The sequence below is a fragment of the Streptomyces sp. NPDC001056 genome (assembly GCF_053598955.1).
On sequence record NZ_JBSFLI010000017.1, the window covers coordinates 66762 to 80706 of the forward strand.

Consider the following 13945-nt stretch of genomic DNA (forward strand, 5'->3'; position numbering starts at 1 on the left):
GGTGTTCTCTAACCCGACTTCCGAGTGGCCGGCGCGCCCTCGGCGATGGCGCGCCACACCTCCGCGCTGAGGTCGGGCATCCGCGCCGCCTGCACCTGGGCGGCCAGTTCCCGCAGCCGGTGGTCCGCGCCCGGGTCGCCGGCGTGGGCGGCGAGCATCTCGCGCAGCAGCCGGAAGCGGATCTGGTCCCGGTAGGTCAGCAGGTGCACATCGCCCTCGGCGGCCGCGACAAGCTCGCTGGAGCGCTCCATGTACCCCTGCCGGTAGGCAAGTTGAGCCTTGAGGAGGAGCAGTTCCTGCACGTTCCTCGGCGGGCCGGCGAGCTTGAGCGCAGGCTCCACCTCGGTGAGCAGGCACTGGGCCCGTTCGAGGCGGGGCGGCAGGGACTGGAGCGACAGGCTTGCCGCGGCCAGCCTGAGGCGCATCCACAGGGTGAGTTCCTCGCGGCTCTCCACAGCCGCGAGCGCCTTCTCGATTAACTCGAAGGCCTGGCCGAAGTTGCCCTGCCTGGCTCGGACCGTCGACGCGGTCCAGTAGGCCTCGGCGGCGAGCACGCCCTCGCCGTGCGGCAGACTCTCGCACACTTCGGTGCTGAGGGCGGCCGCTTCCGCGAGGTTGCCGAGTTCCGCCTCGGCGGAGATGAGCAGGAGCTTGACGCGGACGAGGTCCGCGGTCAGGACGCGCAGTTGGTGCCGCCGGGTGAGTTCCAGCGCTTCCTGGGCCGAGCGCCGGGCCCCCTCCATGTCGCCGAGGTTGCGGCAGCATCGGGCGATGCGCTGGAGGATGTAGACGTGCAGCGCGGGGCGGTTCAACTCGCGGCTCATCACCTCCAGCTTCTCCAGGACGGCGCGCTCCTCCTGGAACTCGCCGAGTGCCGAGTGCTGGCGGGCGAAGAGGTCGAGGGCCTCCCAGCGCGTCGTGGCATCCACGTCGACCGCGGTGCTCAGCGCGTCGTTGAGGAGGTCCCGGATCTCTCCGTCACGCTCGCCCTGGGGCCGTGAGGAGAGGGTCATGACCAGGTCGGCCAGATCGTTCTCGGAGTACTGGGCGAAGCTTTCGACGGGCACGGCCAGTTGTTCGGCCAGGTACGCCACGGCGCGTTCGGTCGGGGGCCGCGCCCCGGATTCGAGCCTGGACAGGTAGGCGGCAGACATTCCGGGCCCGGTCAGCTCCGACTGCGACTTGCCCTGCTGCAGTCGGAGCTGACGCAGACGTCGGCCGAAGCTCGGCTGCTCCAGCATGAGTGGATCCGTCCTCAAGGGTGATGATCACGTTCAGCCGGCGGCGCCCCGCACAGGCGCGTACGGCCCTGGCTCTCAAGGGGGAGCCGCCTCGGCGACTCCCCCCACCCAAGAGTGTGGCAAACCTTGTCTACATTTGGCAAGTTTGCGTTTTTCCAGATCCTGACACGTCAGGGCCAGTCTATGCCGGTGGCCGGGGCCGACTGGGCGCTCACGGACGCGCGCACGGAGGGCTGGGCCGCCGTGTGCCCCGCGGTGAGGAACAGGGAGAGCGCCAGGGCGGCCAGTCCGCCGATGAGAGCCTTCACGATGATCAATCCTTTGCCTTGTTTCCGGATGGGCGCGATCACCGTTGACCGCGGGCAAATGCACTGCAGAGGTGGCCGTTTCCCCCGTGTGGCCCGCCTGATGCCATCAAGCTAGTCCCGACCGATCGGCTTGGCAAGGCTTGCCAAGGATTGGCAATTACCGTTTGTTCACCTGGTCATCACGTTGACGGTCCCCTGGCATGCGGGGCTCCCCTGCCGGAATGTTCGATCCGCCGGTCACGGATACAGACGACGCTCGTAGGCAACCCCGTACCGCTCTTCGAGCACGTCGAGGGGTACGTCCTTCCACTCCGTCTCCCTCGCGATGCGCGCCCTGGACGGCACCGCCTCCGGTGTCCATGACTCCGGGTCCCAGACACCGGCCCGCATGAACGACTTCGCGCAGTGGAAATAGGCCTCGTCGACGTCCACCAGAAGCGCCAGTCGCGGCCGATTGCCCTTGACGGCCATCCCGTCCAGCAGCGTCGGCGAACGGACCAGCCGCGCCCGCCCGTTGACCCGCAGGGTGTCGCCCCGCCCCGGAATCACGAAGACCAGGCCGACGTGCGGGTTCTGCAGGACGTTGCGCCAGCTGTCGAGCCGCCGGTTGCCCGGCCGGTCGGGCAACGCCAACGTCGAGTCGTCGAGGACCCGCACGAAGCCCGGCGGATCGCCCTTCGGGGAAACGTCACAGGTGCCGTCCAGAGCCGCCGTCGCGATCAGCACCAGCGGTGTGTGCCGGATCCACGCCCGCTCGAACTCGCCCAGCAGCCGGGTCGCCTTGCCGAAGACGACCGGGTTCGGCTCGCCGATCAGGCCGCGCAGCTCCTCCTCGGAGGTGATCTCGACATGTCCGGAGCCCGCCGTGGCGTCGGGCTCCCGCACGGGCGGATCCGGTCGTGCGGCGGGGCTCGCCCGGTCACTCGGGGGCATCGGCCGGCACCTCCGTACGGACGACGACGGCCGCGCAGGTCTTCTCGCACAGCGCCAGCGCGGCGTCCGCGTCCGGCCCCACGGCGACCACCTGCCCGATCCGGTCCCAGCTGGAGCGCAGGGGCCGTACGGTGTCGCCGACGGCGACGTCGAGGGCGACGGTCAGCACGTCCGGCCGCTCCGCGGCCGCCGCCGGCCCCTCCACGGCCGTCACCGTGCCCGGCTCCGCGCTCAGGAAGCGGGTCGCCGCGGCCTGCCGCAGCGGGGGCCTGGTCTCCAGCGCCGGCAGTGTGCCGCTCGCCCAGGCGACGGTGTAGCGCTCGATGTCGAAGCCGTACGCCGCCTCCACCAGGTCCCGGATACGGTCGCCGCCCGGCCGGTTGTGCGACTCGATCACCCGGGGCCCGCGTTCCGAGAGCCGCACCTCCGTGTGGCTCGGGCCCTCCTGGAGCCCGATGGCGTCGAGGAAGGTCCGCACACAACGCTCGATCGCGCAGGCCGAGTCCGGGTCCACCCGGGCGGGGACGACATGGCCGAGTTCCACGAAGTTGTCCGAGGTCAGCTTCTCGGTGATGGCCACGATCACGTGCCGGCCGGCGAAGGTGAAGGCCTCGACGCTGAACTCCGGCCCATCCACGTACTCCTCCATGACGAACCGCTCGATGGGGAACGCCGAGGCGAACTGGTGCTCCACGCCGCGCAGTCCGCGGGCCGTCTCCCAGACGTCGTCGAGTTCCGTCTCGTCCGTGACCAGTTGGAGACCGAGGCTGGCGATGCCGTCCACCGGCTTGACGATGAACGGGTATCCATGGGCCGCCGCGAACCGGTCGAGGCTCTCCCGGCCGTCGAGTTCCGCAGCGGCGACGGTGATCTCCGGCGCCACGGAGGCGAGATGGCGGCGCATCCGGAGCTTGTCCCGCAGCAGCAGGGTCACCTCGTGGGAGACACCACCGAGCCCCAGCAGATCGTTGATGCGTGCGGCGGGCTCCACCCCGGCCTCGCTCGTCGTCACGGCGGTCGTGAAGCCGTACACCTGATGGGCCGTGGTGATCAGGGGTTCGAGTACGCCCCAGTCCCGGTAGTCGACCAGCAGCGCGGCGTCCACCAGCTTGGCGTGCTCCGCGAGGAACAGCTCGGGGCGCTGCAGGAAGACCACCTCGCATCCCTGCTCCTTGGCTTTGCGGACGTTCTCGATCCGTCCGCCGACGATCAGGACGCACTGCTTGGACATGGAACTCCTTGTTCGGGTGGAGGTGTCGGGGGATCGGGGCCGCTCCGGCGGATCGGACCCGGGCCGGCGCGAGGCGGTCACGCGCCGGGGGCGGGCGCGTCGGCGGCTTCGATCTCCACCACGGCCTCGGTGACCAACCGCTCGGCCAGCAGGCGCAGTTCACGCCCGGACGGGCACTCAAGCACCGCCCAGGCGAGCCGGTCGCCCGAGTTCTGTGCGGGGCGCACCCGCACCCCGGGCGCGAAGCGGGCGTCGTGCCCGGTGACCTCGGGCCTGGCCGCCCACGCGGCGAGTCCGAGCGTGGCCAGCCGGCCCGGTTCCGGGGCCGAGAGGAAGAGGCTGCCCGCCGCGCGTACCGGCGCCGGGGGCGTGGCCGGAACACCGCCGAGGGCGAGGCGCAGGCAGGCGGCGAAGACATCGAAGTCATGGGCGCGGGCGACGAGTTCCATGATGTGGTCGCCCGGGGTGCGGACGGCCACCTCCATGATCACCAGATCGTGGTCAGCGCGCGCGCGGAACTCCAGGTGGACGACGCCGGTGACGAAGTTCAGCGCCGCGACGACGCCGGCGCACAGCTCGTCCGCGGCCTTGCGCAGAAGGGGGCGGTCGGCGCCGTAGCCGGCCTCGTGGAACAGCTCGACGAAGTACGGCGGGCCGCTGGTCTCCTTGCGGGTCAGGTTGGTGAACAGGACACGGCCCTGGTGCACCAGTGCCTCCACGCTGTACTCCTGGCCCTCCACGTACTCCTCGACCAGCAACGGACCCTCGTTCTCCCGCCTGGCCACCACGTCGTCCCACTCCGCGGCGCTCGCGATCCGTTCCACGCCCTGGCTGCCCTGGAGCGACACGGGTTTCACCACGACGGGCAACCGGGCGAGCGCCCACTCCCGCTGGTCCGACAGCCGCAGCGTGTGCCGGTGCCCGGGCTGCGGCAGGCCCGCGCGGTGGAACTCGGCACGCTGGAACGCCTTGTTGCGGGAGACGGTCGCGGCGTCGAGACCGGGGCCCGGCAGTCCGAGACGGTGCTGCACGATGGCCGCGGCCATGACATGGGCCTCCGCGAACGCCCACACGGCGTCCGGGGCGAGCCGGCCTGCCAGGATCATGGCCGGGGCGAGCCAGCTCTCGTCCCGGGTCGCGGTCGCCTCCGCCACCGGCTCGAAGTCCACGACGCACGGGAAGCGCCCGACCAGGGCCGCGTGCCGGGCGGGCGTCTCGACGACGCCCACGCGCAGGCCGGCCTCCGAGGCCGCGCGCAGGTAGCCCTCGGCCATGACACCCGCGCCGATCAGGAGGAGGGTCTGCTGTTGTCGTGTGTCTGTCATGGGGATCTCCTGATTCGTCTGTGCCGAGGGGATGCCGGATGTCGGGGATCAGCCGGGTCCGGCGGTCGGGCGGGCCGCGGTGTCCGATGCGGCGGCGCACAGCAGGTCTTCCAGGTCGGCCAGCCAGCGTTCGGCCCACCCGGGAGGCCGGACATCCGTGTCGACCTGCAGGAGCAGCCGGACGCCCGAGCCGTCGACGTCGGCGCTGAGGTAGTGGGCGGACTGCCAGAGCATGGCGCTGTCCACCCAGTCCGTCCGGGCGTCGACCGCGGCTCGGCGCAGCTCGTCGGCGTCGGTCTCCCGGACGGGCAGCGGGGTCGCCCGGGGGCGGTAGTTGAGGGTCGGGGCGCCGTCCAGTCGTACGCCCCGCTCCTGCTCCACCATGGTCCGCAGTTCCGCCAGGGCGGCGGGCGGGCAGGGGCCGGCCGCGTAGGCGCGCAGGGACGCGGACGCGGTGCGGCGGACCAGTTCCGCGAAGGACGCGTCCCGCGTGTCCACACAGCACAGCACCGGCTGGGAGCAGGGGACGACCGCGTTCACGGTCTCCGGGCGGAGCCTGTTCGCGGAGATCAACTGGACGACACCGTACCGCTCGACGGTTCGTGCGGCGTCGACGGCCAGCACGGCCGCGGTGAGTACGGAGGCGGGACTCTCCCCGGTGCGTGCCGCCACCGCGCCCACGGCGAGGTCGAGTGCGGCCGACCTGCGGCGCAGGAAGCGGTACCGCTCGCCGGCCCCCGGAGGTTCGACGCCGACGGGCGCCGCGGGCATGCGCCGCAGTGCCCGCTCGGCGTGCCCCAGCGCTCGCCGGGTGGCGCGGGACGCCGCCGCGGACGTCTCGCCCTCGGCCAGCTCGCGTGGCCGCAGTCCCTCGACGGCGGAGCCGGGCGCGGCCCGTGCGACCGGGTCAGCCTGCGCGCACCGGTCGACCAGGAACGCGCCGACCGGCAGCAGCGCGAAGGCGTCCACGGCGACATGGCTGAAGGCCAGGGCGAGAAAGCGGGTCCGCCCCCCGGCGCCGATCAGGGCGGCCCGCAGCGGCCACTCCTCGACCACGTCGAAGGGACGGCGGGCGAGGTCCGCGAGCACGGCCTCGGCCGCCGCTCGGACCTCGTGGTCCGTGGCGGGCCCCGGGACCTCGTGCACCGCCATGCGCAACGAGCCCTGGCGGTGCACGCGTTGGGCGGGAGGGGCGGTCCGGGTCACCCGGCTGCGCAGGGTCTCGTAGCGCTCGACGAGCTCGCGCAGCACCGCCGCCGCCTCCTCCTCGCGGACCCCGGCCCGCAGGGGGTAGAGCCGGGTGATGGACAGGCTGCGGCCGTACGGGCGGGCCGCGTCCAGCTCCGCCAGGTAGTACTGCTGACTCCAGGTCAGGGGAGCCAGGGCGGTCTCGCCCGCCGCGAAGGGCACGTCCACCGTGCGACCGGGGACCGGTCCGGCCGGGCTCGCCGGCCCGTGCTCGGGCGCCATGCCGGCTAGGCCCCCTCGGCCGCGGTGCCGGCCGGCGACCAGGCGAAGGTGAGTTCCCCGCCCGCCGCGCGCGCCCGCCCGAGCGCCTCGTCCCGGTCGGCTCCCTCGGCGATGATCCAGGCCGCGCGGTCGCGGTTGGAGCCATTGGCCTCGTAGGTGATGCCCGCCTGGACTCCCGGGCGCAGGTGCACCTCGTGGACGCCCTTCACCGCCTTGGCCTCCGGCATGCCGTGAACGGCGTCGAGACGGCCGCTGCGCTGCAGCATCAGGAAGTGGATCGCGGCCGTACGGTCGCAGCGCAGGGTCAGATCGGGGGTGCCGCCGAGGAGCGCGATCATGTGCAGACGGCACATGTCGACGCCGCTGGCGATCCGGACCGCCTCGGGGATGCGGTCGCCCGCGATCCGGCCGTTCACCTCGATGACGCGGGCGTCCGCGCCGTCCGCGGTGAGCTTCAGTTCCACGTGCGCGGGGCCCCAGGTGACACCGATCGCCCGCACCGCCTGTTCGGCCTTCTCGATCAGAAGACGTTCGCGCTCGGGCGGCAGGGCCGCGGGGAAGACATGCCCCATCTCCAGGAACAGCGGCGGTTCGCTGCCGATCTTCTCGGTGAGGCCGAGGACCTTGCCGTGCACGATCTCGGCCGAGTACTCGGCGCCGGGCACACACTCCTCCACGACCACCTTCGGGGTCACCGTGTGGCCGAGGTACTCGCCGAGCTCCATGACCTGCCCGGTGATCGCGGCGACGTCGTCGGCCGAGTCGCAGCGGCGTACGTAGAGACTGCCCGTCAGGTCCAGCGGCTTGACGACCACGGGGTAGCCGATGCTCTCGGCGGCGCCCACGGCCTGGGCGACGGACCCGGCGACCCGGAACAGCGGGTTGAGACCCGGTGTGCCGGCCATGGCCTCGCGCATCGCCGCCTTGGAGCGGCAGATCGCCACCGCCTCGGGGTCCGGGCCGGCCAGGCCCAGGCGGGCGGCGACCCGCGCGCCGGTGTCGCAGTAGTACTCGTACACGGACGTCACGCCGACCACCTCGCCCTGTGCGCCGAGTGCGCGGCAGAAGTCCACGACGGCGTCGACGGAGTCCACGTCGCAGGCCCTGATCTCCACGCCCAGTTCGGCGTAGTCGTGCAGCAGGGAGGGATGCAGTGCGGCCGGGTCGGCGGCGACGATGATCGGAGTGATGCCCTGTTCCAGCAGGTAGCGGGCGCAGTCCTGGCCCGCGCCGGTCCACGGCGAGTCGATGAAGACCACGAAACGGGAAGACATGATTGCTCCATTCACTTGCTCAGGGAGGCGGTGTGCGCCGAGGGGAAGTCCTCGGGCGCGGGCAGGTCGCGCATGCTCCGCAGCCGGGAACAGACCAGCCACAGTCCGCCGGTGCTCATCCCCGCCCCGGCGACGAACAGGGCGGTCCGTACTCCGGCCCACTCGCCCAGGGCGCCGCCCGCGAGGGAGCCGAGCGGCAGGATGCCCCAGACCAGGAAGCGCACGCTGGCGTTCATCCGGCCCAGCAGGTCGGGCGGGCACAGTGCCTGCCGGATGCTGGCCTGGCCGACGTTGTAGACGATGATTCCGAAGGCCGTGGCGAACCAGGGGCCGGCGAACAGCAGCGTGGCCCATCCGTCGCCGGCGAACGGGATCAGCAGCGTGGTGGGCACCGTCGTGAGATAGCCCAGCCGCATCGCGCGGACCTGGCCGAGCCTGAGCCCGAGCCGGCCGGAGAGGGCGGCGCCGAGCACTCCGCCGACCCCGCCGATGGTCATGAGGGCGCCGACGAGGGTGCCCGAGAAGCCGATCTCGTCCACCAGCAGCAGCGTCACCAGCGGCACGGTCATGGCGTAGAAGAAGTTGTACGTGGATGCCGAACCCGTGAGGGCGCGGAACACCGGGTGGCGCAGCACGAAACTCAGACCCGCCCGGATCTCGGCTCCCATGCGCCGGTCGGGGCGTCCCTCCGGGACCGGCTCGGCGGTGCTGATACGGGACAGCAGGAACACCGACAGCAGGTACGCGGCCGACTGGGCGCACAGGGTGGCGGTGGCGCCGGCGAGTTCCACGAGGGAGCCGCCGAGGGTGGGGCCGACCGTCCGGGAGAGCGAATTGGTGCTCTCCAGACGGGCGTTGCCCTCGACGAGCCGGTCACGGCCCGCCACGACCGGGATGTACGACTGGTAGGCGATCTCGAAGAACACGGTTGCGAACCCGATCAGCAGCATGCCCGCCAGCAGAACCGGGAAGGAGATCCGGTCCAGGAAGAAGCCCACTCCGATCAGGACCATCAGGACGGCCCGCAACAGATCGCAGACGATGAGGAGGGGACGGCGCCGGGCCCGGTCGACCAGGACTCCGGCGGGCAGCCCGACGAGCAGGAAGGCGAAGGTCTGCGCCGCTCCCAACACCCCCATCTGCATCGGGGTCGCGGCCAGCGCGGTCGCGGCGAGCAGCGGGACGGCGGTCCTGATCGTGTTCGTCCCGACCATGCTGATCGTCTGGGCACCCCAGAACAGCCGGAACCCGGGGCTCTTCAGCAGTGACATCTGGACTCCCCGTGGCCTAGCGGCCGGTCGTGAGGCTGGTGGTCCACACCCCGGGGCCCGCGACGAAGGAGTTGTGGCTGCGGTTGACCCGTATCCGGCCGTCGTGTCCGTCGATGTTCCGCAGCAGCTCGAAGACGTTGCCGGCGAGGGTGATGTTGCCCGCGTTGTCCCGTGTGCCGTCCGGTCCGACGACCACCGCGTTGGCGCCGATGGAGAACTCGCCCGTGATGGGGTTGGAGGTGTGTGCTCCGTTGGCCTGCACCACGTGCAGCACGGTGCGGCCGGGCCGGAACTCGGTTCCGAGGCACGTGGTGTGACGCAGCAGCAGGTAGCCGGGCTGGACGGTGACCATCTCGCCGCCAGGGCCGCGCTGCCCGGAGCCGCTGCCGGTCGTGCCGGCCTCGGCCGCCGTGCGGCGGGCGCTGAGGAAGCCGCTGAGTACGCCGTCCTCGATCAGCGCGGTGGGGCCGCAGGGGGTTCCTTCGCCGTCCCAGGGGACGGGGAGCGGGCTGTCGGGTGCGGTCGGGTCGTCCACGAGGGTGACGCCGGGCGAGGCGACCACCTCGCCGGTGCGGTCCGCGAGCGGGGAACGTCCTTCGAGGACCGAGTCCAGCAGGAAGGCGGGGACGATCAGCGAGAGCAGCTTGACCAGCACCCGGCCGTCGACCAGCAGGTCGTCGTAGGCGAGCCGTGACACGGGCTTCGCGGCCAGCAACCGTGCCAGGCCGATGAGTTCGGGCAGCTCCGTGGTCTCGACCCGGTCGAGCAGGGCCGGCACGGAGCGGCCGTAGGACTGGTGGCCGATGTAGCCGATGCCGTCGCCGCGAGCGGTGATTCGGGTGTGCAGCTGGACGACGCCGGTGTCGTGGCCGAGGGGCCGGGCTCCGGCGCGGTGCAGCCGTATGCGGGAGCGGTCGGCGCGGGTGCGTAGTTCGACGTCGAGGCCGTCGCCGCCCGCGCTGAGTGCCCGGAGCCGTTCGGTGGCCTCGGCGTCCAGGTGCGGCGGCGGGGTGTCCGGCGCCTTGCGCGGCGCCCCCAAAGCGGGCGGTGGCGGCGGGACGGAGCCGGTTGCGGCCAGTGCGCGGCCCACCGCGAGAGCGGCGGTGACCAGGGCGGGGTCGCGGGAGTCGGGGACGTTCTGCACCGCGTAGCCCTCGGTGCCGTCCGCCCATACGGTGAGGGCGGTGGCGCCGGTGGCCACGTCACTGCGGCGTTCGACCGTGCCGAGGCGGCAGACCAGTTCGTCGGTCCGCTGACGCAGCGTCCACACCTCGGCGTCGGCCCCGTGCCGTGCCGCTTCCTCGATCAGGGCGTCGCTCGCCGTCGCGGAGGAAGCGCCTGTGCTCTCCGTCGGGCCGCTCATCGCTCGGTACCGCCCACCAGGAGCGAACCGACCCGGAGGGTGGGGCCGACCACGCCGACCGTCACCCACTGTCCGAACTTGCCGCACTTCGCGGCGCCCACCGTGGTGTCGTCGGCCACGGCGTCGATGTCCCGGAGCACCTGCGTTCCCGTTCCCGTGATGGTCGTCTCTTCTATCGGGTCGGTGACCCGCCCGTTCTCGATGAGGTATCCGTTGGTCACCCGGAAGGTGAACTCTCCGGTGGACTCGATGACTTCGCCGCCGCCGACGTGCTGGGCGTAGATGCCGTGCTCGGTGGAGGCGATGATGTCCGCCACGCTCGACGTGCCGGCCGCCAGGCAGGTGTTGGTCATCCTGGGCTGGGGCGGCTGCAGCGCCGTCGTGCACCGGCCGTTGCCGCTGGAGGCCCGGCCCAGGCGGGCGGCCGACTCCTGGTCCGTCAGATAGCCGGTGAGTACGCCGTTCTCGATGAGGGCGGTCGGGCTGCCCACCGTGCCTTCGTCGTCGTAGGTGTAACTGCCCACCGCCCGGGGCACCGTGGGGTCGTCGACGAGGGTGACGAGGGGGGAGGCGATGTCCTCGCCGAGCCGGCCGGCGTAGACGGAGCCGCGCAGCACCTCGTCGCCCTCCAGCGGATGGCAGCAGGCCTCGTGCAGCAGGACCATGCCCCGGCCGCCCGCCACCACGACGGGGAGCCGGCCGACCGGCGCGGGCCGCGCGTCGAGTCCGGTCACCGCGCGGCGGGCCACCTCCTGTCCGGCCGCGCGGACGTCGATGCCGCTCAGCGGCCCGCTGACGCCGGGGGTGTAGAAGCCGGTGGCGACGCGGCCGTCGCGGCGGGCGATCACCCGGATCGTGAGGTAGCTCAGCAGACGGTGCTCGTCGTACAGCCCGGCGTCGTCGGCGAGCACCAGGTCCTGTTCGCCGAGTTCGAAGTCCACCACCACCTGCGCGACCGACGGGTCGAACTTCCTTGCCGATTCCTCCAGTTCGGCCAGGGCGCCGAGCGCGGAGGACAACTCCATCCACGCCGGCACGGGACCGGCGTCCGCACCGGGCCGGCCGACCGGGTCCCGGTCGTCGTCGGCGGCGAGCCGTGCCACCGTCGGGTCGAGACCGCAGACGGCACGGTGCCGGTAGGAGTCGCGCAGCACATAGCGGGCGGCCGTGGCCTGTCCCCGCTGCACGCTGATGTCGCGGACCCGCCCTTCGGCGTACCGGCCCCCGACGCGGTGCCAGGACTGCACCACGGCCGAGGTCGCGACGCAGTCGTGCGGGCGCTGCCGGCGCATCTCGGCGGCCAGGTCGTGGCCCACCGAGCGGAGGACGTCACTGGGCATGGGTGTTCTCCTCGGCTGAACGTGCTGTGCTTCGTGAGGGCGGGCGGGCGACACGGGGGCTACTTGCTCGACCACATGCGGAACATGTACCGGTTGAGCCGGTCCGGGCTGTCGGTGCCCAGGTCGATCTCGCGGGGCGCGAAACGGTCGTAGAAGGCCGTTCGGGTGTGCAGGAACCGGTCGTCGGCGGAGACCAGGGTCTGGCCGCGCTCCAGACGGATGCGGTACTGCACGGACGACTGGTCCAGCACGGCGTCGAAGAAGTCGAGGGCGGCGCGCTGTTCGTCGGTGATCGGCTCGCCCTTCTTCTCGTGGGCGACCTCGATGTACGTCCGGAAGTAGCGGACCAGCGGTTCGCCCTCGGCGGTGTAGCGGATGATCGGGGAGCGGAAGAAGCCGGCCTCCGCGGTCAGCGACATGCCGCGCTTCTCGAACCAGAAGTCCTGGGTGAGGATCCTGAGGACGTCGGGGTGCCCGGCGAGGACGTCGTGGACGGGCTTCGCGTCGACGAGGATGCTCTCGCCGCCGATGTGGGCGGACTGGCCGCAGGACAGCAGCAGGTAGTCGATGGGGTCCACGTCGTTGACGGCGTCGTTGTGCATGTACGAGCCCTGCTTGGTCTGGTGGTAGCGGGCTCCGTCCTCGATGGTCCTGCGCACACCGCGGTCGTACACCTCGATCAGCCGCCAGCCGTCGGTGTTCTGCACCATGGGCCGGCCCAGCGCGCAACCCAGCACCCAGGCGTACAGGGCCTGTTGGCGCAGCGACCGCACGCCCGCCACACGGTCGTACACGATGAAGTGGGTGCGGGAGTCGATGACGTCGCGGCTGCCGTCGACCTCGGCGGCGAACAGCGGTACGGCGGAAAGGTCCGCCTCGACGGCGTCGACGCGGCCCTGCGGGTGCCGCCGGTCGAGTTCGGCCACGTGAGCGGCCACTTCGCTCTGAGCCTGCTGCGAGAAGGTGTGGAATGCCTCGGCGGGGACTTCCAGAGTGCGTGGGTGAGTAGGCGCGAGCGCGGTGCTCATTCTCTGCTGTTCCTCTCTGCTTCCCTTCGGCCTGACAACCTGGCCAGGACGATTGGAGCATGTTGGCAATGCATTGACAAGCAATTGACAACGTCTCCCCAGCCCGCCTAGCGTCTTGTACTGCACCGATCGATCAGACGCCTCGGCGGACCCGATCTCGTAGCGCATGGCGCGCCGGCACCCGGCTCAGCGCTTTGGCAATCATTGCCAATTTCCTGTCAAAAATTCAGGAGTTTCAGGCGTGCAGCAACCCATATATCCCTCATTCCGCTCCGTTCTGGCGGACAACGACGTCGTCCGGGTCGCGGGAGCGAACCACGCACTGGGCGGACTGCTGGCCGAGGAGGCCGGTTTCCAGGCCGTGTGGTCGTCGAGCCTTGAGGTCTCCGCGTCCCGTGGCCTGCCCGACGCCAGCATCCTGAGCATGACCGAGTACCTCGAAGCCGCCGCGAACATCCAGAAAGTGCTGCGCATCCCGGTCGTGGCCGACTGCGACACCGGCTACGGCGGCAATCTCAACGTGGCGCACATGGTTCACGAGTTCGAGGCGGCCGGCATCACCGGACTCTGCATCGAGGACAAGCTGTTCCCCAAGATGAACAGCTTCGTGGCGGGCGGTCAGACGCTGCTCGGCACCAAGGAGTTCGCGAAGAAGATCAAGATCGCCAAGGAGGCGCAGTCCTCCACGGAGACCTTCGTCATCGCCCGCACCGAGGCGCTCATCAGCGACCTGGACGTGGACGCGGCCCTGGACCGCTGCCGTACCTACGCCGACTCCGGGGCGGACGCCGTGCTCGTCCACTCCAAGGCGAAGACCCGCGACCAGGTCGTCGCCTTCCTGGACGGCTGGGACTTCCGGGTCCCCGTGGTCATCGTCCCGACCACCTACCCCGACTGGCACATCGAGGACATCCGGAAGGCCGGCGTCTCCGTCGTCATCTACGCCAACCACGGCCTGCGCGCCACCGTCAGCGCACTGCGCGCGACCTACCGCTCCGTGTACGAGAACGGCGACACCACGGCACTTGAGGGCTCCATCGCCTCGGTCAAGGACATCTTCGCGCTCCAGGGACTCGACACCTGGCAGAAGCTCGACAGCTGATCGCCAGGACGACCGCGCGGCGCGAGCGGGACGAGCGGACGGCGGCCGTGAGCGGACCA

Annotated in this window: 12 protein-coding genes; 1 reads left to right on the forward strand and 11 read right to left on the reverse strand. The window is 71.4% G+C overall.

Annotation, left to right across the window (positions count from 1 at the left end):
• Positions 1-8: 8 nt before the first annotated feature.
• From ACWDD7_RS20880 to ACWDD7_RS20930, 11 genes are all read right to left on the reverse strand, one after another.
• The gene (locus ACWDD7_RS20880; protein WP_450458429.1) at positions 9-1241 is read right to left on the reverse strand and encodes a helix-turn-helix domain-containing protein; all 1233 of its coding nucleotides are present in this window, start codon (positions 1239-1241) and stop codon (positions 9-11) included.
• Positions 1242-1411: 170 nt separating this feature from the next.
• Positions 1412-1549: a hypothetical protein gene (locus ACWDD7_RS20885; RefSeq protein WP_351864719.1), complete on the reverse strand. Its 138-nt coding sequence runs from the start codon at positions 1547-1549 to the stop codon at positions 1412-1414.
• 237 nt (positions 1550-1786) lie between these two features.
• Positions 1787-2434, reverse strand: coding sequence for a pyridoxamine 5'-phosphate oxidase family protein (locus ACWDD7_RS20890; RefSeq protein WP_450458430.1), 648 nt, complete (start codon positions 2432-2434; stop codon positions 1787-1789).
• A 34-nt stretch (positions 2435-2468) separates the two neighbouring features.
• Positions 2469-3713, reverse strand: coding sequence for an ATP-grasp domain-containing protein (locus tag ACWDD7_RS20895; protein ID WP_450458431.1), 1245 nt, complete (start codon positions 3711-3713; stop codon positions 2469-2471).
• 77 nt (positions 3714-3790) lie between these two features.
• A complete protein-coding gene (locus tag ACWDD7_RS20900) occupies positions 3791-5038 on the reverse strand; it encodes an ATP-grasp domain-containing protein (protein ID WP_351864726.1) in 1248 nt (415 codons plus the stop codon).
• 48 nt (positions 5039-5086) lie between these two features.
• Positions 5087-6508, reverse strand: a complete 1422-nt coding sequence (locus ACWDD7_RS20905; RefSeq protein ID WP_450458432.1) for a hypothetical protein — start codon at positions 6506-6508, stop codon at positions 5087-5089.
• Between the two features lie 5 nt (positions 6509-6513).
• Positions 6514-7782: an ATP-grasp domain-containing protein gene (locus tag ACWDD7_RS20910; RefSeq protein WP_450458433.1), complete on the reverse strand. Its 1269-nt coding sequence runs from the start codon at positions 7780-7782 to the stop codon at positions 6514-6516.
• 11 nt (positions 7783-7793) lie between these two features.
• The gene (locus tag ACWDD7_RS20915) at positions 7794-9053 is read right to left on the reverse strand and encodes an MFS transporter (RefSeq protein WP_450458434.1); all 1260 of its coding nucleotides are present in this window, start codon (positions 9051-9053) and stop codon (positions 7794-7796) included.
• A gap of 16 nt (positions 9054-9069) precedes the next feature.
• On the reverse strand, positions 9070-10416 hold the full coding sequence (locus tag ACWDD7_RS20920) for a metallopeptidase TldD-related protein (RefSeq protein ID WP_450458435.1): 1347 nt from the start codon (positions 10414-10416) through the stop codon (positions 9070-9072).
• Positions 10413-11756: a TldD/PmbA family protein gene (locus ACWDD7_RS20925; protein WP_450458436.1), complete on the reverse strand. Its 1344-nt coding sequence runs from the start codon at positions 11754-11756 to the stop codon at positions 10413-10415. The genes ACWDD7_RS20920 and ACWDD7_RS20925 overlap by 4 nt, the downstream gene beginning before the upstream one ends.
• A gap of 59 nt (positions 11757-11815) precedes the next feature.
• Positions 11816-12784 (reverse strand): TauD/TfdA family dioxygenase, encoded by a 969-nt coding sequence (locus tag ACWDD7_RS20930; RefSeq protein WP_450458437.1) that lies wholly within the window; start codon positions 12782-12784, stop codon positions 11816-11818.
• A 241-nt stretch (positions 12785-13025) separates the two neighbouring features.
• Here ACWDD7_RS20930 and ACWDD7_RS20935 point away from each other — a divergent pair, with 241 nt between their 5' ends.
• Complete coding sequence (locus tag ACWDD7_RS20935) at positions 13026-13886, forward strand: isocitrate lyase/phosphoenolpyruvate mutase family protein (RefSeq protein WP_450458438.1); 861 nt, start codon at positions 13026-13028, stop codon at positions 13884-13886.
• Positions 13887-13945: the final 59 nt, after the last annotated feature.

Excerpts from the sequence above, each read along its gene's own strand:
- ACWDD7_RS20925 (WP_450458436.1), bottom strand. The coding sequence starts at position 11,756 with ATGCCCAGTGACGTCCTCCGCTCGGTGGGCCACGACCTGGCCGCCGAG.
- ACWDD7_RS20905 (WP_450458432.1), bottom strand. The coding sequence starts at position 6,508 with ATGGCGCCCGAGCACGGGCCGGCGAGCCCGGCCGGACCGGTCCCCGGT.
- ACWDD7_RS20910 (WP_450458433.1), bottom strand. The coding sequence starts at position 7,782 with ATGTCTTCCCGTTTCGTGGTCTTCATCGACTCGCCGTGGACCGGCGCG.
- ACWDD7_RS20930 (WP_450458437.1), bottom strand. The coding sequence starts at position 12,784 with ATGAGCACCGCGCTCGCGCCTACTCACCCACGCACTCTGGAAGTCCCC.
- ACWDD7_RS20920 (WP_450458435.1), bottom strand. The coding sequence starts at position 10,416 with ATGAGCGGCCCGACGGAGAGCACAGGCGCTTCCTCCGCGACGGCGAGC.
- ACWDD7_RS20895 (WP_450458431.1), bottom strand. The coding sequence starts at position 3,713 with ATGTCCAAGCAGTGCGTCCTGATCGTCGGCGGACGGATCGAGAACGTC.
- ACWDD7_RS20880 (WP_450458429.1), bottom strand. The coding sequence starts at position 1,241 with ATGCTGGAGCAGCCGAGCTTCGGCCGACGTCTGCGTCAGCTCCGACTG.
- ACWDD7_RS20915 (WP_450458434.1), bottom strand. The coding sequence starts at position 9,053 with ATGTCACTGCTGAAGAGCCCCGGGTTCCGGCTGTTCTGGGGTGCCCAG.
- ACWDD7_RS20900 (WP_351864726.1), bottom strand. The coding sequence starts at position 5,038 with ATGACAGACACACGACAACAGCAGACCCTCCTCCTGATCGGCGCGGGT.